The following is a 16,936-nucleotide window of genomic DNA, read 5'->3' as shown; positions in this document are numbered from 1 at the left end:
CGTTTTTTATTGGCTGGAGTTTGTTGAAACGTGAGCCTCGCTAAATTGGAGCCTAGATTCGAGCGCTCCTTAACGAGGCACTGTCCGTAACCGGCAAGTGGCGCTAATTGGGGATTACAGGTATCAACAAATGAGAATCATAAACACCGCCCGTATGAACCGAGTGAATGCCTTTGTTGACAGTGCGGTCGTGCGCGAGCATCGGGTGATCAAAAATATCATGGCCCTGAATTGTCAGTTCCAGGGACTCTCCTTTCCTGAAAAGGGTGCTGCTAGGAAGAATTTCAATGTTAACCGGCACTATTTGGTCGGGAGATATCTTATCCGTATCCCTGTGCGTGAGAACAGGTAACCACGGCTCGGATGTCTGCTCGTCGAGTTTTCGTTCAGAAACTCTCAACCAGCCCAGGGCAACGACGCCTTTGTTGAATCCTGTTTTTCCATAGAAATCAACTTTGTCACCATTAATATCCAGTTTGTTGACTCCGATGAATAAATCCATATCGGAGCCCCGGGACGTCGACACCCAGAGTTTCAGCTTCATATTGCCCGATAGTTCTGTGTCTTCATCGAACTGAATTTGATAAGTGACCGTGCCGCTCTTCGCGTCATAATTTGCCGTGGTTTCCTGCCGTGGGCGGTCATGTGTCAATGACTGCTTTTCCTGATCAAGAAACAAGGCCCGATATTCTGTTCTGGGTATTGGCCAATCGTCCTCATAACGAACTTTGTATTTGGTCAGAGTTTCTCTTACTTCTAAGCGAACCGGCTTAAGATCGGTGATTCCAGTCGGCTCGCCTTTGAGGAAGTGATCGAAGAACTTTTTCTGAAATTCCAGGGCCTCTTCACTGTAATAGGTGGACCATTTCGGGCGCCCATGGGTGAATAACCATTTTTCGTCTGATGATATGGATTTGTACCCCTGAAATGAGCCCCGGCTGTGCAGGCCCTGATCCGACCAGGTCGCGGCAATCAAGGCAGGTACATCGATCTTGCTCAGCTCAATATTTATTGGATCGACCACCCTTTTGAACAGCCACGGCCGCTGATGAAGAAAGCTGAATAAAAAGCCAGGCGGCCCGACCCTTGATTTAGCCCCGGTATTTACTTTGTTAATCCAGAAATCGGTAAACGCCGTTTCAGGTATGCCTCCGTGGTAAAGGACCTCTCTGTAGGCATCGGTTTGCCCTTCCCACGGAATAATAGCTTTTAGATGCGGGGGTCTCGCACTCGCTGCGACCCATTGAGAAATGGCCAGATAAGAAACACCGTTCAGCCCGACATGGCCGTTGCTCCACGTCTGTGTCCCTGCCCACTCGATGGCATCGTAAAAGTCGTTGCCATCTCGTTCACTGAGGATGGCGGCTTTGCCTTGAGATCCAAAATAGCCCCTCGAATCAACGTAAATGACCACGTAATCCTCGGGGACCCAAAATGCGGGGTCGGGCGCCTCCCAGGTTGTCCAGGGGCTCACATTGATCGGGCCAAGGTCAAAATCGGGCTTGGCATTGTGTTCCAGCACTTTCGGATACTTTGTCGGACCCAAGTCCTTACCGTATGCGGTAAAGCTCATGATTACGGGAAATTGCCCGATTTTGTTGGGCCGATAAATTCTGGCAGAAAGGCGAACCCCATCCCGCGTATAAATAGGGATATCCCGTTCAATGATCACCTTGTCTACAAGCGTATCCACGGTCTGAATCTGAACTGGATTATCCCCCGGCTCTGCGTAGTTAGCTGACTCTGCTTCTGGGCTGGTACTGGCGCAGGCGCTGCATAGCAAAATCAGAAATATCGCCAAAAATTTGAAATTGGTGATGAAGATGTTTTTTTGCATTGAAATGTCGTCTCCAGGTTCTCGTGGCAAAGACAGCTCAGCGAGGCTCAAATAAAGACTGAAGAGAGGAATGAAAAAGGGGCTCAAACTGATGCCCCTCTCGTTAAATTACCGGAAGTTTAAAAGTGATAGCCCAACCGTAATGCCAGGGCCTTCGCCGAATTGTTCTTGAACTCCATCTCAATCGCTTGTCCCGGCACCAGGTTTCCGAGTGGTATCGCTGTTTTGCCATCCTCAAGCTTGGCGTAGGTGAAGCTCGCGTCTAACCGCAAATCGCCGATAGAGTATCGTGCGCCAATATTAATCCCCTGGCGGTCGTTGACGGGGCTGTATAAGGCTGCACGACCTGTCTTATGGGATAGCGCGGTCACCAGACTGAAGTTTGGGTTCAGCCTGTAGGCATAGCCAAGAACATATTCGTCGATATCGATCATGGCGGTGATCGTTTCGAAATTCGGAATATTGGACTGCAGCTGGTCGTCCGACCAGTTGGAACGACGGTAACTCGCAAACAGCATCGAGCTCTGGCTCAGAGGTTGTCTTATGGAGAGCAGGAATGTCTCTGGCGTCGTAAATTTCAGTTGCGCGTCAGTGGTGGCGGTAGCCAAAGAGACCGGTGCAGCGCCAAGAGGTATTCCCGAGCCCGCTACGCCGGCACCTTGCTGGTCGTGCGCAATTTTCGAGGTGTAGTTAACTAACACTTGCGTTCTGTAAGAGGCATTCTGGTATCCGCCACCGATGCTGTAGCCTGTTGCAGTGTCGGAATCAACTTCAAACTGTCCGAGGACGGTGTTGCCTAAGGAGGTTTCGTCAACCACCTGAATGCGTGGTCCGGCGAATACACTGAATTCATTATTGACGTTGTATTTGACCAGCAGATCGTAAGCCGTTGCCTCGAGATCGATGTTGTAACCCAGTACGGCATCAGAGTAGGCGACCTTATTTCCTGCCGGTTGGGTCCGGCGGAATCCGAAAGCGACCTTGTCTCCCAGATCGGTTTTTATAGAAAGCCCTGTTCTGGTGAAATCCTTTACGACCGATCCGGTATCTTCACCAACTTCCGGCAGGAGTGAGGCAAGAGCCTGGGCAGCGGGAATTCCGGAGTTCAGCAATGCTTGCTTGGGGGATCCTACAACCTTTCCCGTCACGTCAGGCTGCACGGTCGCATAGCTGAGTTCTAGAAAAGTTCCGTCCTCATAAAGAAAATTTGGTGGTATAACACTCCGGTCAAATCCGAAGGCACCAGTTGAAAGAGTTAAACCAATCGCGGATAAAATCGAGCGTTTTTTATAATTGCCTTTCATTATTGTTACCTATTTAGACACCTGATTACTTCTAAATCTGTTCTTCAATATCAAGGTCACATTTTGGAAACCTATTGGAAGACGCTTTTTGATAATGAAGTTGCTGCCCATTGAGGCAGGCGGAGCCATTGTAGTGCTTTGTATTTTTTCGATACACTTGTCCCGTAACTTGCGAAACAAATGGGGCGAAATTTGTATCACATCAAAGCTGACAAACGAGTTAGACGCTCTGCGGAGCGTATGTATGAAGGGCTTAATCGCTGCCTCGAGGCAAAAAGCCTGAAGGAAATTACGGTCAGCGATGTCTGCAAAGAGTCAAAGGTAGGGAGAGCTACTTTTTATCGGAACTTTGATGTTGTTTCCGATATTTTATCGATGAAATGTGACCAGTGCTTTAAAGAAGTACTTGAAGGATTTGTGGAACATAATGGAGATAGGCCGTTTGACGCAAAAAATCTTCTGAAGTTTTACATTTCCTATTGGTCAGAGAACTGGAAGATAATTGATCACATAGTGAAATCTAACCGAATTGATATTATCTATAAGTGTCACCTGAAAAACTCACTCATTATCGCGAGTAAATATAATCCAAATCCTCATTTGTCTGAGGCGGAGCGAAGGTATCTGATAGCGATGAGGAGCGGAGAGACGATCAGCATTTTATCAACCTGGATTTTAGGTGGCCGGAAAGAGACTGCGGACGAACTTTTTAACATAGTCAGGAAGCTGCTTTTTCCAGGTCAGTAATCGTGACAGCCGTTTTGGATGTCAGTGGTATTGGGGAAGTGCGGAAATCAAAAGGGATGAGGCCTGCACAGTACAGCCAGGATTCGCTCGCCTTGGTTAGGCAACCATAGTTTCCGTGTTCCAGGTTCCTTTGTGCCTGTTTGTTATCGTGCCTGGGTCGGTTAAACCGGCTTTGCCCCTACACAGTGAAACGCTTTTCGCTCATTCACTTGGCTGTGAAGGTAGCTCCTTCGGGGTTGGTCACCTTTCATCGCTGAGTGCACGCGACGATCCGCGTGTTCAATGGCTTTTCGAGATTCCTAAAGGATCGGAATTTATCGTCCGCCTCAAGAGTGCGCTTTGCAACCATAAAGAGCCAACCTGCCTAATCCCAAACCCATTCCGCTCGGCCGATGGTCCCAACCAGACTATTAAGGGTTTTAGATGGCCAGATGCTCGCCATCGTCGGGCACGAGAGCCTTGGTTGCCGTGACTATATGCGCAGGCACACTAAACTCCACGGTTCCATCGGGAAGCTGAAAGGCCGATAGCGCCGATTCGGCTTCCCGGATAACCGCGGCAGTCTGTTCTTCCGACAGTGCCACGCCCGCAAAGGGAAACCAGCCTTGAATGTCGGCCAGTACCAGATGCTTCAGGCTCGGGAAACGGGCCGTTTGGGTCAGGCGGACCCGCTCAGAATCATGAATCCCGGCTTGATTGAAGAGGTCACTCAGTGTGGCTGGATCGCCCAGTGAGAAGGGCGCGCCGAGCAAGGTGCCCAAATCGGCGGATACCACCTGGGCATAGATTTCCGAAAGAGTGCGGTAGACCGGCTGCTGGGCCAGGTTATCGAATACCGTCACCACCAGGTGATGTTTGGGCTTGAGTACCCGGATCATCTCTTGCAGCGCGGTCACCGGATGTTCGAACAGCATCAGGCCAAACTGGCAAAGCACTGCGTCAAAGTGGTTGTCTTCGAAGGGCAGGGACTCGGCGTTGCCCTGTTGCCAGCGGATGTCCGGGGATTTGGTGCGGGCGACGGCGAGCATGCCCGGATTCAAATCGTACCCGGTGGCCTGGCCATCCGGAGCGACCTGGCTCGCTGCGCCGAGGGTCAGCTCCCCGGGCCCGCAGGCGACATCAAGTACTTGATCTCCGGATGTCAGGTGAGCATGTTCGAGGGTTTGGCGATTCCAGGGAACAAACAAAGTGGGTGTCAGGCGCAGGTCGTATTCCCGTGCGACTGTCTCTAGTTGCTCCGGTGTTAAGTCCGGCATGGCGCGGCCCCCCCTTTCCGCCTTAACTTTAGTCCGGCCAGCTATGGCTGTCGAACCTTCGCAGGGGCTGCGCCTGGTTAGCCGCACAGCGTCTAACCAGACCCGCAATTACCCATGTTACGACTGATCGGGTTGGTGGCCGGGCAGGCTGACTGCACGCTGATCTTCATCCCTGCCAGGGTCGCGTGAGTCAATCAGCTCGGCGACCAGCATGCCCGCCAGGATAAACAGCCCGCCGATCCAGGCCAGCGCGCTGAGCGATTCGCCCAGCAACAGCACGCCACCGACGGCAGCAAAGAGCGGTTCGGTGGTGAAGATGAGCGCCACTCGCCAGGACTCAAGAAACTTCTGACCGATGGTTTGTGCCACATACGCCAGGCCCGTTCCCAAAATCCCGCCGATCAGGATGGCGACCCAGGGCAGCCAGTGCGGATCAAAAATCAGGGTCTCAGCAGCGGCGCCCAGCGCCGTACTCTCAAAGGCGACGGCGGACAGGGCGCTGAGAACGGTGACGGTGATGAGCTGGATTTTTGACAGGGACAGGGCATCGGTTTCCCGGGTGTAGATGCCGGTGTAAACAATATGCAGCGCAAACGACAGGGCGCAGATCAGGACCCACAATTCCCCGGCGCCGAAGCCCGACACGCCGCCGGTCAGAAAAAATGTACCGATCGTTGCAGAACCCACACCGAGCCAGACCCAGTAGCGCATTTTCTGTCGCAACCACAGGGCGGCAATGATGGGTACCATCACGCAGTTTAAGCCGGTGATAAAGCCGGCATTGCTCGCGGTTGTGTATTGCAGGCCGATGCTTTGTGTCGCAAAACCCGCATAGAGCAGGCTGCCCAGCACAATGCCATGTTTCAGGGTGTCTGGATTGGCCAGCAACGTCAGGCGAATGCCACGCCAGGCGCACCAGAGTTGCAGGGTGATGACCGCGATAAAAAAGCGAACCGCGTTGAACAGGTGGGGCGTCAGGCTGTCGAGCGCCTGATGCACCAGTGAAAACTCAATGCCCCAGACGAAACTGACGAACAGTAACATCCATGCCCAGAAGTGCGCTGTTTTAGTCATAATATATTTAACGGGTGTTCAGATAATTAAACGGCAGCGCAAAATAGCACGTTCAACCCGCGATGGCGAGGCGCGTTCCGGGAAGTGATGGTGACTCGGGGGTGAGCGTGCGGCTGGATGAGCTACTGAAGGAGAGGGGGCGGGGGCCCGGGGGCCCCGGAGGCTTGCTCAATCGGTCTGCGCGTCCTTGTACAGGGACTTTCTTGGTTCTGCGAACACCTTGCGAACCATCGGCTCGAAGTAGGACAGCGGCAGAGTTTCCGCTTCCGGGTCGAAGGCCGGCGAATCGTACTTGCTGACGAACTCGATGGTGCGATTGAAGTGCGGATGGTCCTTGTACTGGTTCCGCATGTCCCGGTCCATGCCCAGGTAATGGAAGAAGTGGTAGCCCTGGAAGATCGCGTGGTGCTTGATCATCCAGTGGTTGGCTTCGCTCACGAAGGGTTCCAGCAGCACGGCCGCGACATCGGCATGGTTGTAGGTGCCCAGAGTGTCGCCAATGTCATGGAGCAGGGCGCACACCACGTATTCGTCGTCCTTGCCGTCCCGGTGGGCCAGGGTGGCCGTTTGCAGGCAATGGGTCAGGCGGTCCACCTGAAAGCCCCCGAAATCCCCTTCGAGCATTTTCAGATGCTCCAGAATCCGGTCTGGCAGTGTCTGGGCGAACTTGCCGAACGAATCGGCGATGATTTTCCAGTCTTCGGCGGTGCCGTCCTTCATGTGCGTGAAGGCGGCCTGGGGGGCGGTTACGTCACTCATGATAAGTCCTCCTTCAGTCCCGGTAGCCGGGGTTCACGCGATCCAGCTTGCGCAGCAGCCCCGGCCAGGCCAGCTTGCCGCCCATGCCCTTGGTCACCTGTTCGGCTTGTTGGCGAATGGTATCGACAATGCCCGCCGGTACCGGGGTCAGTTCCCGGTTGCCGGACAGCGCCTGAATCTGGATTTCGCAGGCGGTCTGCAGGATGTACATACCGAGAAACGCATCGGCCACGCTGGTGCCCGTGGTCAACAGGCCGTGGTTGCGCAGGATCATGAAGTTGTTGGTGCCCAGGTCTGCCTGCAGGCGGGCCTTTTCATCTTCCCGCAGCGCCACACCCTCGTAATCGTGGTAGGCGAGATTCGACAGGGGAAAAAGGCTTTGCTGGGACAGCGGCAGCAGGCCATCTTTCTGGGCGGACACGGCCACACCGGCACGGGTGTGGGTGTGCATGACACAGGCTGCATCGTCGCGGACCGCGTGAATGGCGCTGTGGATGGTAAAGCCGGCCGGGTTTACATCGAAATCGTCCGGGTTGATCTTGTTACCTTCCTGGTCAATGCGCACCAGGCTGGAGGCGGTGATTTCATCGAACATCATGCCGTAGGGGTTGATCAGGAACTGGTGTTCCGGCCCGGGGATGCGCACGGAAATGTGGGTGAAGATCAGGTCGTCCCAGCCGTACATCGCGATCAGACGATAGGCGGCGGCCAGATCGACACGCAGTTGCCACTCTTCGGCACTGACCTGGCCTTGCTTGGAGGGAATTGCGATACGCTCAGACATGGGCGGTCTCCTTGTTGTTCGTTGGCCCTTGAAGGGATCGTACCCTCAGTTTAGGGCGTTGGGGGAGCGGGCGACTGTCAAATGGTTTACATTTGGGTTTGGTGGTCACGGGTTTTAGCGATGTCTGAACTGAGCGATGTTTTAAGGGCCTGCCCATTACTGGGCGGGCTGCCCGACAAGGGATTGGCCGAGGCCGAGATGATGGCGCGCTGGCGCAGCTTCGGGGCGGGCGAGCCGATCTATGAAAAGGGCTCCATGCAGTCGTCGCTGTGCGTGATCGCCCAGGGGCAGGTCCGTATCAGTTCGGTGAACTCGGAGGGGCGGGAGGCCACGCTGATCATTTTCGGAGCGCCGGCCTGGATCGGTGATGCGGTTTTCTCACCCGGAATGCCGCGGGTTTACGGAGCCACCGCCCATGAGAAAACAAGGCTGGTTGAACTGCCCGGAGATGGCTTCCGGCGGCTGCTGGACACCTATCCCCAGGCCTACCCGGTGGTGCTGGACCTGATCAGCCAGCGGCTCTGGTCGGTAATGTCCATCATCGCTGACGACGCGCTGCAGGGGATCGCCACCCGTATCGGGCGCCGGTTGCTGTTCCTGGCCCAGCTGCAGGGAGCCGGCGGCTTGACGTCCACGCCGGTCACCTTTCATCTGACCCGTGAACACATTGCCAATATGATGGGCATGACGCGGCAGGGCGTGCACCGGGTCATCAAGGAGTATGAACAGGCCGGCTTGCTGAGGCTCGACTACGGCCGGGTTACGGTCACCGATCCGTTGGCGCTGCAGGCCTATCTTTACAACCTGCCGGACTGAGTCCGGTGCCTTCCCGGGTGGGGCAGGAAAGCACCGGGCTGATGACGGTTACTGGTCGAGATACTGGGACAGGTGCAACACGAAGGTACCGTTTACGTTCGCGCTGTACCCCGCATACAGGCGGTCGCCATCGATGGCGGCGCTGCCTGTGGTGATCTGGATGTACTCACGGAGTGAGGACTCCGCCACCCGGTTGCCATCGGTGTCGTACTTGGCGTTGGTGCCACCGCCCACGATGAACAGGTCGCCGTCCCGCATTGCCGCGTCGCTGATCATTTTCTTACCCCGCCGGTTCCAGGTCACGCGGCCGGCGGCATCCAGCTTCACGATCCGATGGCCGTCTTCATTGGAGGCGAGCAGCAGCAGATCGCCCCGGTAATCCTCGAAAACCCGCGGCCGGCCCGGCAGGCCATAGCTTTCATAAGCCGCCGAAAAGACTTTGAACCAGAGTAACTCGCCGGTTGCTGAGAACCGTGCCAGGCTCGCGCCACCGTTTTCTTCCAGCGCGTTGGTCGCCACCAGGTCGCCCTGCAGGGTGAACCGGGTTTCGCCGAAGGCCCAGTCACGGTCAGACAGCCGGTGATGCCAGAGTTGCTGGCCCTGGGCATTGAACAGGGTGACGGCGGAGCCACCACCGAGGGCAATGTCACCATTGCGGTTCACAGCCACCGAACGCGCCACGTGGTGCGGGTGCTCGAAACTGAGCAGTTGGCTGCCATTGAGATTGAAAACCCGGGTTTCCGGGCCGGACACATAGAGCTGGTTGTTCGCCAGCGTCAGGGTGCGGAAATTGGTGCCTTCACCCAGCTCCTGACGCCAGCGCTCGTTGCCGTTGGCATCAAAGCTGATCAGATAATTGCCGCTGGCGGATTCCTGCTCGCTGACGATACGGAACTGTTCCACCAGAACGTAAATGTTGTCGGCGGTGTCCAGCACCAGCTCCAGCGGGCTGTCGTCGCTTTTGTAGCGGGAGGTGGACAGGTCCAGTACGCGGGACCACAGCCGGTTGCCTGTGGCATCAAATTTCACCAGAGCGAAGTCGTGGATGTGCAGTTCCATGGACGCCCGGATGGTGCTGGCGGCAACCACGACGTTGCCGTAACTGTCGACTTCCATGTCATCGAACCAGGCCAGACGGTCCGGCTCCTCCTGGGCTTTCGGGTTAAAGGTGGCGACCCAGGCGGGTGCAATGGTGGCCGTGCAGGCGATCAGCACGGTGGCAATAAACAATAGGATCGGTAATTGGCGCCATGTCTTGGTGGGCATAAACAGCAGTCCTTTGCGTGGTTTAACATCTTTGACTTGAACGAAAAAAACGCATTTTCAGAGCCTTGGGGCTTGCGGTTTTCGTTCAATAGAGAGCATCCTATCGATCCAAACTAGTACATTCATACTAATTTCGTGGCTATCCAGCCAAGGTTTCGGAGTCCCGTTGTGCTGTCACTGAACTGGTCATTGCTGTCTGCCTTTGTTCCCACTTTCTTCGTGGTGTCCATTACGCCCGGCATGTGCATGACACTGGCCCTGTCCATGGGCATCACCATTGGTGTTCGGCGGGCACTCTGGATGATGGCGGGCGAGCTGCTGGGCGTGGCCATCGTGGCAACATCGGCCGCCATCGGTGTGGCGGCCTTCATGCTCAAGTACCCCACGGCGTTTGCCGTGTTCAAGTACGCCGGCGGTGCCTATCTGGCGTGGCTGGGGATTCAGATGTGGTTCTCGAAAGGGCGCATGGCCATGCCGGAGGAAGAGGTATCGGCGGTTGATTTGTCACGCTGGCAACTGGCGTTGCAGGGCTTTGTCACCGCCATCGCCAACCCCAAAGGCTGGGCGTTTTTTGTCGCGCTGTTGCCGCCGTTTATTGATAACAGTCTGCCGATGACTTCCCAGTTGACGGCGCTTATTCTGATTATTCTGCTGCTGGAATTTATCTGTTTGCAACTCTATGCCCACGGTGGCCGTGGTCTGCGGACGTTGCTGCGCCAGGGGAGCGGTGTGCGCACCGTCAACCGGGTGGCGGGCAGCCTGATGATCGCTGTCGGTATCTGGCTGGCGCTGGGGTAAAACGCTGGCGTCAGTTGGCGGCGTAGCGCTGGTGCAGAATGCCCACGCGGTGCACGTAGGCCTTGGTTTCGGCGTAGGGTGGCACGCCCTTGTAGCGTGTCACTGCACCGGGGCCGGCGTTGTAGGCCGCTGTCGCCAGGCGGATATCGCCGTTGAAACGTTGCAGCATCATGGCCAGATAATTGACCCCACCACGAATATTTTCCGATGCCACCAGTGGGTTAACCACGCCCAGCTCCTGAGCCGTGCCCGGCATTAATTGCATCAGCCCCTGAGCACCCACCGGCGACAGCGCTTTCTCGTTGAAGGCCGACTCAGCGTGGATAACGGCCCGGACCAGTGCCGGGTCAACGTCAAACTCCTGGGCGGCGGTCCGGATCTCGTCACGATAGCGTTGTTTGAACAGCGGCGTCCTGCGCCAGTCCACGTTGGATTCCGGATCGCAGGCGTAACAGTGAAAACGAATAACCTCGAACTCGTTGCCGGCCGGGCGAACACTGCTGAAAGCCACCACGCCGTGGTCATCCTTGTAGCGGTAGACGGTGTCGTTGCCGGTAGAGGCCCGGGGCTGGCTCTGTTTTACATTGGTGAATTCGACGGTGCCATCCGGGTGAACGATACGGGTAATCTCCGCCTGCGCGGCGGTGGTGGCCATCCATGCGGTGAGGGTGAGCAGGGCGAGGGTTACGGCTGATCGCGTCTGTCCGGGTCTCATTCGGGGTCCGTGCGGCTTCGGGCTGAGAGCATGAATATTGGTTCATGCTTTTCGCCGGATTATACGGCTTTGTGTCAGTCATGAAACCGCACGGATTGTCGGAAAACTGTTACTTTTCGAGTACTGCCGGCCAGTTCTCATTCGCGGTGCGAATGAAGTTCTCGGTATCTTGCAGCCACTGATCCTGAATCGACTGGTTGTAGTTCAGGTACAGTTTGCCGTCCCGGACGGTCCAGTGCTCCGGGTCGCCCTTGGCCAGGTAGCCCTGGCTGACCGCCCAGGCGCAGTAGCCGCCGTATTGGGGGGCATAGGCTTGTGGATCGGCCTCAAACTTTTCTTTGTGTTCGGCGCTGGCAAAGCGCCAGCGGACGCCGAGGTAGTCGGCGGTGTGGCTGGATGAACCCTCAACGGCCTCGCCATCCTCGAAATAGCTCACCACATCGTAACCACCCGCGCCGGTGTTGGAGAGCAAACCGGTGTACACCGGGTCTTCCGCCGCCAGTGCAAGGGCGGAACCCAGCATCAGTGCCAGCGACAGGGCCAGTGAATGGGGCAGGTAGCGGGAAAAAATATAACGCATGGTGTCCTCCTTGAGGCAAAGGGTATAGTTTTCAGACCAAGGTTAGCCGTACTTGTTACAATCGGCCGCCCAACTTTTCCGGAGTAGACATGCCTTACCTGAAGACTGACCAGAACATTGTCCTGATTGGAATGCCCGGCAGTGGCAAGAGCACGGTTGGCGTCTTGCTGGCCAAGCGCCTGGGGATGGGGTTCGTGGATACCGATCTGCTGATTCAGGAGAAAGCCGGCCGGACCCTGCAGGACATCGTTGACGAAGATGGTTATCAGGCGTTGCGCCACATTGAGGAAGAGGTGCTGCTGGAGCTGGATGTGCATCATCAGATCATCAGTACCGGCGGCAGTGCGGTCTACAGTGAGGCGGCCATGGCGCACCTGAAAACCAACGGTGTGGTGGTGTTTCTGGATATTCCTCTGCCTCTGGTGATCCAGCGCATCGGCGACTACAGCGCCCGGGGCATCTCACGCAGGCCGGACCAGTCGCTGGATGATCTGTTCGAAGAGCGTTTTCAGCTCTACACCCGCTACGCGGATCTTTCCGTGACCGGGGAGGGCAGAAGTCAGGACGAGGTGTGTGAGTCGGTGGTTCAGGGCCTGCGGTCAGATCTGTTTCGGTAGAACTACCGATAGCAACCTTATTGGTGCGTTAGTAGGGTGCCCGGCCCATTCAACGACCGGCGATTTACATGTCCTCTACTAGTGCAACTGTTTCTGCTAGCGAATCCACCGGGCTCCGGCGTCTGGGTGATCCGGTGGTGTTGACCCTCACCATGGGATTCATCTTGCTGTTTGTCGGGTGGTCCCTGACCGATGCCAAGGGTCTGGCATCGGTCATCGGTGACGGATTCAGCTGGACCGCTCAATACATGGGCTCGTTCTTCCAGCTGCTGCTGTTACTCACCTTCTTTATTTCCCTGGCCGTGGCGCTGAGCCGCGCCGGTGCCGCCCGTCTCGGTGGCCTGGCCAAGCCTGAAATCAGCACCTTCCGCTGGATGTCGATGATTCTCTGCACCCTGCTGGCCGGGGGCGGCGTGTTTTTTGCCGCGGGCGAGCCGGTGTATCACTTCGTGGTGTCGCCGCCGGTCTTTACGGCCGAAGCCGGCACGGCGGAAGCGGTGGCGCCGGCTATGGCGCAGTCGTTCATGCACTGGGGCTTTCTGGCCTGGGCGGTCCTTGGCTCGCTGACGGCCCTGGTGCTGGCCTATGCCCATTATGTTCAGGGTAAGCCGCTGCAGCCTCGCACCCTGCTGTATCCGGTGCTCGGAGAGCGGGTCATGACCGGCTGGTTTGGCGGCCTGGTTGATGCGCTTTGCGTTATTGCCGTGGTGGCGGGCACGGTCGGACCCATTGGGTTTCTGGCCACCCAGATGAGTTTTGGCCTGCACGAATTGTTCGGGATTGCCGATGAGTTCTCGACCCAGCTGACCATCCTGGTGATGCTGGCGGGCGTGTACATGGCCTCGGCGGTCAGTGGCCTGCACCGTGGTATCCAGTTGTTGAGCCGATTCAACGTGATTCTGGCCCTGGCAATCGCGGCGGTGATCTTTATCTTCGGTCCGACGCTATTCCTGACCAATACCTACCTGTCCTCGATGGGTGAGTACCTGAGTTCCTTCTTTGCCATGTCGACGGTGACCGCTGAAACGGCTCCGGACTGGTGGATGAAGTGGTGGACGGTGTTTTTCTTCGCCTGGTTCATCGGCTACACACCCTTGATGTCGATTTTTGTGGCCCGGATTTCCCGCGGACGCACCATCCGCGAAACCATCCTGGCCGTCGCGGTGCTGGCCCCGATTGCCACATCCATCTGGTTTACCCTGCTGGGAGGCTCCGGTATTTACCACCAGTTGGCGGGCACCTTTGACCTGACCGAAGCACTCAACAATTTCTCCTTTGATGTCGCCACGCTGACCGTTGCAGAAGCTCTGCCGGGGGGCACCGTCATGGCCGCCGCAATCCTCCTGCTGACCACTATTTTCGTGGCCACCACCGGGGATTCGATGAGTTATGCCATCGCGACCGTGGGTGCTGGCCACGATGAGCCGCATTATCTGGTAAGGGCATTCTGGGGTGGGGCCATGGCGCTCATGGCGGCGATTCTGCTGTACATGGGGGCTGGACAGATTGGGGTGCTGCAGCAGTTTATCGTGCTGACGGCGATCCCCGTGTCCCTGATCATTCTGCCGTCACTGTGGACCGGGCCAAAAGCTGCGTATGCAATGGCCCGGGCCCAGGGTGTCACTGATTAAGCCGTTAGCTGATTGACTGCGAACGTCGTTTCGACGCCGGGCCCTAGACCTTGGGGCCCCGGCCACGAACGACGTTGGCAATCACCGAGATAATCAGCAGAACAAGGAAGATAAAAAACAGAATTTTTGCAAATTCTGTCGCCGCGCCGGCGATACCTCCAAACCCCAGAACGCCGGCGATGATTGCTACGACCAGACAGATTATTGACCAGTACAGCATTTTCTTTCCTCCAGCTGGAGTCCGGTCTTAACTGTAGGCCGAAGCCGGAAAAATGCTAGTTTTCGGCCGCAATTTCCCGCAGCGCTTCAACCAGGGTTTCCGGCTCCTGGGCACCCGAAATCAGGTATTTCTCGTTGATGATGTAGGCCGGAACGGAGGACACGCCGGCTTGCTGGTAGCGCAGTTCTTCCCCGCGCACGTCATCGGCATAACGGTTGGAGGCCAGAACGGCTTTTGCCGCGTCGGTGTCCAGCCCGACCTGTTCCACCGCCGCCAGCAGAACCTCGGTATTGGAGATGTTCTCCGCCCGTCCGAAATAGGCTTCAAAGAAAGCCAGTTTCAGTTCGGTCTGTTTGCCCTGTTCCGCCGCCCATTTGAGCAGACGGTGGGCGTCGAAGGTGTTGCGGGTGTGGCGCTGCTGAAGCTTTTCGAAATTCAGCCCGAGGCCGGACGCGATGTCCATCATCTGCGCCTGGTTGGCTCTCATTTCGTCCTCGCTGCGGCCGTACTTGCGGGCCAGGGCAGGCAGGATGGCTTCGCCGTCGTTGGTTGAGTCCGGATTCAGCTCGAAGGCTCGCCACTGAATGTCGAACTCGAGCTCATCTCCGAGTTCTTGCATGGCTTTTTCGAGACGTTTGTAGCCGATGGCGCACCACGGACAGGCGATGTCCGAGACGATGTCGATATGTACCTGAGTCATGGCAACTCCTGCTTGAAATTCAGCCGCCCAGCCTACCGCAACAGGCGCTTGTTGTCGTCCTTACGCTGGATTGCTGGCTTCCGGTTCACTCACCAGCCGGGTGCCGGACCAGTTTTCCATCAGTCGGCAGGTGATCAGGTCGCCGGTGACATTGATAGCGGTGCGGCACATGTCCAGAATCCGGTCCACGCCCATAATCAGCGCAATGCCGCTGGGCGGCACGCCCACGGTTTGCAATACCATGGCCAGGATCACAATGCCGACCCCCGGCGTTGCCGGCGAGCCGACCGAGGCGCCCACCGCCATAGCCACCACCAGAGCCAGGCTGCCGGTGCCCAGATCGACACCGTACACCTGGGCCAGAAACACCGTTGCCACCGCCTGGTACAGCGCCGTGCCGTTCATGTTGATGGTGGCGCCCAGGGGAATGACAAACTGAGACACCGACGGCCGCACCCCAAGTTTGTCCTCGGCGGTGCGGATCGACAGGGGCATCACCGCCGCTGAACTGGATGTGGAGAACGCCAGTAACAGCACATCCCTGGTGTCTTTCAGGAAGCGCCGGGGTGAGTCACCGGCGATGACTTTGAGGATCACCATGTACACCACCAGCATCAGCAGCAGGCCGACGATGACCGTGACTACATAGGATGCCATGCCGAGCATGGCCTGGAAGCCGATGGTGGTGGTCAGTTGCGCCATAAGCCCGAATACGGCGACGGGGGCCAGGCGCATAGCCCAGCCCACGACGGTCATGCAGATCTGTTGCAGGGAGTCGAGCAGTTCGAGCATCGGGCGGGATTTTTTCGACTCCATGCTCACCAGTGCCACCCCGACAATGATGGAGAAAATCACCACCTGCAGCATCTGCCCCTCCACCATGGCGTCCAGCGGGTTGCCCGGTAGCAGGCCAATCAGGGTTTCGGGTAATTCCAGCACGTCGGGCAGATCGGCGGCCGGTGCTGTGGCCGTGATTGACGGTGGCGCTGTGGCAGCCAGGCCGGTCATCATGGCACCGGGGTTCATCACGCCACCAATCCACAAGCCGATCATTGCCGCGACGGCGGTGGTGATGATGAAGAAGATTGTCACGCGGACGCCCATGGTTCGCAGTTGCGACACGTTTTCACTGGCGGCCAGGCCTCGCACCACCGAGGCAATCACCAGTGGAATGACGATCATCTGAATGGTGGCCAGAAACAGCTGGCCGGGAAACGCCAGCCAGTTCCCGATCAGGCTGCCGGTGGCCGGTTCAACAAGGCCAACAGAAGGCCCCAGCAGGGTTCCGGTAATCAGCCCGAGCAGCATGCCGATCAGGACCTTGAGCCACAGCCGGCCCTTGACCAGATCAGCAAGATAAACGCTCAGATGGCGCAATTGGCGCGGGTAGTAGCCGTTGTTTTCCATGGCTGTCAGTCGTCCGTGTGCGATGGGCTAGGGGAAGTATAGGGCATTAGATAATGAGACTGGTCTCTCAGCCCTGAGCTGAATCAAGAAACGGCGCTAAACCCGCTGAGCCGATCGACTATGCTGTGAACAAGCAACGACAATAAATCGAGGTTTCACACATGCCGTTTTCTGCTGATCATCTTGCTGAACTAAACCTGCTGGCCCAGTTTCCGTCCTCGTCTTCGCAGGAGGGGATCAAGGTGCACGCCCACACCGCCGCGCCGGAGATCGTTGACGCCGCAGAACATCTTTTTGCCAAGGGCCTGATCAGCCAGAAGGATGGCGGTTATCTGACGCCGCTCGGCGCCGAGGCGGTGGAGCTCACCCAGAAGCTGCAGTCGATTCTCGGCGGTTCATGAGCCGCCTCGGTCAGTCTGACCCGG

Annotated in this window: 18 protein-coding genes; 6 read left to right on the top strand and 12 right to left on the bottom strand. The window is 57.0% G+C overall.

Annotation, left to right across the window (positions count from 1 at the left end; translation table 11 throughout):
* Positions 1-103: 103 nt before the first annotated feature.
* Both LPB19_RS16495 and LPB19_RS16490 read right to left on the bottom strand, forming a co-directional pair.
* The gene (locus LPB19_RS16495; RefSeq protein WP_206643965.1) at positions 104-1,837 is read right to left on the bottom strand and encodes a CocE/NonD family hydrolase; all 1,734 of its coding nucleotides are present in this window, start codon (positions 1,835-1,837) and stop codon (positions 104-106) included.
* A gap of 119 nt (positions 1,838-1,956) precedes the next feature.
* A complete protein-coding gene (locus LPB19_RS16490; RefSeq protein WP_206643964.1) occupies positions 1,957-3,141 on the bottom strand; it encodes an outer membrane protein transport protein in 1,185 nt (394 codons plus the stop codon).
* A gap of 192 nt (positions 3,142-3,333) precedes the next feature.
* Between LPB19_RS16490 and LPB19_RS16485 the strand changes: the two genes are divergently transcribed.
* Positions 3,334-3,888 (top strand): TetR/AcrR family transcriptional regulator, encoded by a 555-nt coding sequence (locus LPB19_RS16485; RefSeq protein ID WP_206643963.1) that lies wholly within the window; start codon positions 3,334-3,336, stop codon positions 3,886-3,888.
* A 419-nt stretch (positions 3,889-4,307) separates the two neighbouring features.
* Here the strand turns inward: LPB19_RS16485 and LPB19_RS16480 are convergent, their stop codons facing one another.
* The 4 genes from LPB19_RS16480 to LPB19_RS16465 all read right to left on the bottom strand — a co-directional run bounded on the left by LPB19_RS16480 (position 4,308) and on the right by LPB19_RS16465 (position 7,761).
* Positions 4,308-5,144 (bottom strand): methyltransferase domain-containing protein, encoded by an 837-nt coding sequence (locus LPB19_RS16480; protein ID WP_206643962.1) that lies wholly within the window; start codon positions 5,142-5,144, stop codon positions 4,308-4,310.
* Between the two features lie 117 nt (positions 5,145-5,261).
* Positions 5,262-6,218: a DMT family transporter gene (locus LPB19_RS16475; RefSeq protein WP_206643961.1), complete on the bottom strand. Its 957-nt coding sequence runs from the start codon at positions 6,216-6,218 to the stop codon at positions 5,262-5,264.
* A gap of 168 nt (positions 6,219-6,386) precedes the next feature.
* Positions 6,387-6,977: an HD domain-containing protein gene (locus tag LPB19_RS16470; protein ID WP_206643960.1), complete on the bottom strand. Its 591-nt coding sequence runs from the start codon at positions 6,975-6,977 to the stop codon at positions 6,387-6,389.
* Positions 6,978-6,990: 13 nt separating this feature from the next.
* The gene (locus tag LPB19_RS16465; RefSeq protein ID WP_206643959.1) at positions 6,991-7,761 is read right to left on the bottom strand and encodes a class II aldolase/adducin family protein; all 771 of its coding nucleotides are present in this window, start codon (positions 7,759-7,761) and stop codon (positions 6,991-6,993) included.
* A 120-nt stretch (positions 7,762-7,881) separates the two neighbouring features.
* Between LPB19_RS16465 and LPB19_RS16460 the strand changes: the two genes are divergently transcribed.
* The gene (locus LPB19_RS16460; protein ID WP_206643958.1) at positions 7,882-8,577 is read left to right on the top strand and encodes a Crp/Fnr family transcriptional regulator; all 696 of its coding nucleotides are present in this window, start codon (positions 7,882-7,884) and stop codon (positions 8,575-8,577) included.
* A 48-nt stretch (positions 8,578-8,625) separates the two neighbouring features.
* Here LPB19_RS16460 and LPB19_RS16455 read toward each other — a convergent pair whose 3' ends face one another.
* Positions 8,626-9,843: an outer membrane protein assembly factor BamB family protein gene (locus LPB19_RS16455; protein WP_206643957.1), complete on the bottom strand. Its 1,218-nt coding sequence runs from the start codon at positions 9,841-9,843 to the stop codon at positions 8,626-8,628.
* Positions 9,844-10,011: 168 nt separating this feature from the next.
* On the opposite strand from LPB19_RS16455, the gene LPB19_RS16450 reads away from it, so the two are divergent.
* Positions 10,012-10,641 (top strand): LysE family translocator, encoded by a 630-nt coding sequence (locus tag LPB19_RS16450; protein WP_206643956.1) that lies wholly within the window; start codon positions 10,012-10,014, stop codon positions 10,639-10,641.
* 10 nt (positions 10,642-10,651) lie between these two features.
* Here LPB19_RS16450 and LPB19_RS16445 read toward each other — a convergent pair whose 3' ends face one another.
* Together LPB19_RS16445 and LPB19_RS16440 are read right to left on the bottom strand one after the other, a co-directional pair.
* Complete coding sequence (locus tag LPB19_RS16445) at positions 10,652-11,296, bottom strand: lytic transglycosylase domain-containing protein (protein ID WP_228289285.1); 645 nt, start codon at positions 11,294-11,296, stop codon at positions 10,652-10,654.
* A 169-nt stretch (positions 11,297-11,465) separates the two neighbouring features.
* On the bottom strand, positions 11,466-11,936 hold the full coding sequence (locus LPB19_RS16440) for a YHS domain-containing (seleno)protein (RefSeq protein WP_228289148.1): 471 nt from the start codon (positions 11,934-11,936) through the stop codon (positions 11,466-11,468).
* An 89-nt stretch (positions 11,937-12,025) separates the two neighbouring features.
* Between LPB19_RS16440 and LPB19_RS16435 the strand changes: the two genes are divergently transcribed.
* The gene (locus LPB19_RS16435) at positions 12,026-12,553 is read left to right on the top strand and encodes a shikimate kinase (protein WP_206643954.1); all 528 of its coding nucleotides are present in this window, start codon (positions 12,026-12,028) and stop codon (positions 12,551-12,553) included.
* Between the two features lie 68 nt (positions 12,554-12,621).
* Positions 12,622-14,184, top strand: a complete 1,563-nt coding sequence (locus LPB19_RS16430; protein ID WP_206643953.1) for a BCCT family transporter — start codon at positions 12,622-12,624, stop codon at positions 14,182-14,184.
* 43 nt (positions 14,185-14,227) lie between these two features.
* On the opposite strand, the gene LPB19_RS16425 is transcribed toward LPB19_RS16430, so the two are convergent.
* Genes LPB19_RS16425 through LPB19_RS16415 form a run of 3 tightly spaced genes read right to left on the bottom strand, consistent with a single transcriptional unit; the run spans position 14,228 to position 16,511 of the window.
* Positions 14,228-14,404: a DUF1328 domain-containing protein gene (locus tag LPB19_RS16425; protein WP_206643952.1), complete on the bottom strand. Its 177-nt coding sequence runs from the start codon at positions 14,402-14,404 to the stop codon at positions 14,228-14,230.
* 55 nt (positions 14,405-14,459) lie between these two features.
* Positions 14,460-15,104: a DsbA family oxidoreductase gene (locus LPB19_RS16420; protein ID WP_206643951.1), complete on the bottom strand. Its 645-nt coding sequence runs from the start codon at positions 15,102-15,104 to the stop codon at positions 14,460-14,462.
* A 60-nt stretch (positions 15,105-15,164) separates the two neighbouring features.
* Positions 15,165-16,511 carry a dicarboxylate/amino acid:cation symporter gene (locus tag LPB19_RS16415; RefSeq protein WP_206643950.1) on the bottom strand — a complete coding sequence of 449 codons (1,347 nt, stop codon included), beginning with the start codon at positions 16,509-16,511 and terminating at the stop codon, positions 15,165-15,167.
* Between the two features lie 161 nt (positions 16,512-16,672).
* Between LPB19_RS16415 and LPB19_RS16410 the strand changes: the two genes are divergently transcribed.
* Positions 16,673-16,912 carry a TIGR02647 family protein gene (locus LPB19_RS16410; protein WP_206643949.1) on the top strand — a complete coding sequence of 80 codons (240 nt, stop codon included), beginning with the start codon at positions 16,673-16,675 and terminating at the stop codon, positions 16,910-16,912.
* Positions 16,913-16,936: the final 24 nt, after the last annotated feature.

The sequence above is a fragment of the Marinobacter salinisoli genome, from assembly GCF_017301335.1.
GTDB lineage: Bacteria > Pseudomonadota > Gammaproteobacteria > Pseudomonadales > Oleiphilaceae > Marinobacter > Marinobacter salinisoli.
The sequence above is the reverse complement of the archived record's forward strand: the minus strand, read 5'-3'. Positions and strand labels throughout refer to the sequence as shown.

Coding starts and splice junctions, on each gene's coding strand:
- LPB19_RS16495 (WP_206643965.1), bottom strand. CDS start 1,837: ATGCAAAAAAACATCTTCATCACCAATTTCAAATTTTTGGCGATATTT.
- LPB19_RS16490 (WP_206643964.1), bottom strand. CDS start 3,141: ATGAAAGGCAATTATAAAAAACGCTCGATTTTATCCGCGATTGGTTTA.
- LPB19_RS16480 (WP_206643962.1), bottom strand. CDS start 5,144: ATGCCGGACTTAACACCGGAGCAACTAGAGACAGTCGCACGGGAATAC.
- LPB19_RS16475 (WP_206643961.1), bottom strand. CDS start 6,218: ATGACTAAAACAGCGCACTTCTGGGCATGGATGTTACTGTTCGTCAGT.
- LPB19_RS16470 (WP_206643960.1), bottom strand. CDS start 6,977: ATGAGTGACGTAACCGCCCCCCAGGCCGCCTTCACGCACATGAAGGAC.
- LPB19_RS16465 (WP_206643959.1), bottom strand. CDS start 7,761: ATGTCTGAGCGTATCGCAATTCCCTCCAAGCAAGGCCAGGTCAGTGCC.
- LPB19_RS16460 (WP_206643958.1), top strand. CDS start 7,882: ATGTCTGAACTGAGCGATGTTTTAAGGGCCTGCCCATTACTGGGCGGG.
- LPB19_RS16455 (WP_206643957.1), bottom strand. CDS start 9,843: ATGCCCACCAAGACATGGCGCCAATTACCGATCCTATTGTTTATTGCC.
- LPB19_RS16445 (WP_228289285.1), bottom strand. CDS start 11,296: ATGGCCACCACCGCCGCGCAGGCGGAGATTACCCGTATCGTTCACCCG.
- LPB19_RS16440 (WP_228289148.1), bottom strand. CDS start 11,936: ATGCGTTATATTTTTTCCCGCTACCTGCCCCATTCACTGGCCCTGTCG.
- LPB19_RS16435 (WP_206643954.1), top strand. CDS start 12,026: ATGCCTTACCTGAAGACTGACCAGAACATTGTCCTGATTGGAATGCCC.
- LPB19_RS16430 (WP_206643953.1), top strand. CDS start 12,622: ATGTCCTCTACTAGTGCAACTGTTTCTGCTAGCGAATCCACCGGGCTC.
- LPB19_RS16425 (WP_206643952.1), bottom strand. CDS start 14,404: ATGCTGTACTGGTCAATAATCTGTCTGGTCGTAGCAATCATCGCCGGC.
- LPB19_RS16420 (WP_206643951.1), bottom strand. CDS start 15,104: ATGACTCAGGTACATATCGACATCGTCTCGGACATCGCCTGTCCGTGG.
- LPB19_RS16415 (WP_206643950.1), bottom strand. CDS start 16,511: ATGGAAAACAACGGCTACTACCCGCGCCAATTGCGCCATCTGAGCGTT.
- LPB19_RS16410 (WP_206643949.1), top strand. CDS start 16,673: ATGCCGTTTTCTGCTGATCATCTTGCTGAACTAAACCTGCTGGCCCAG.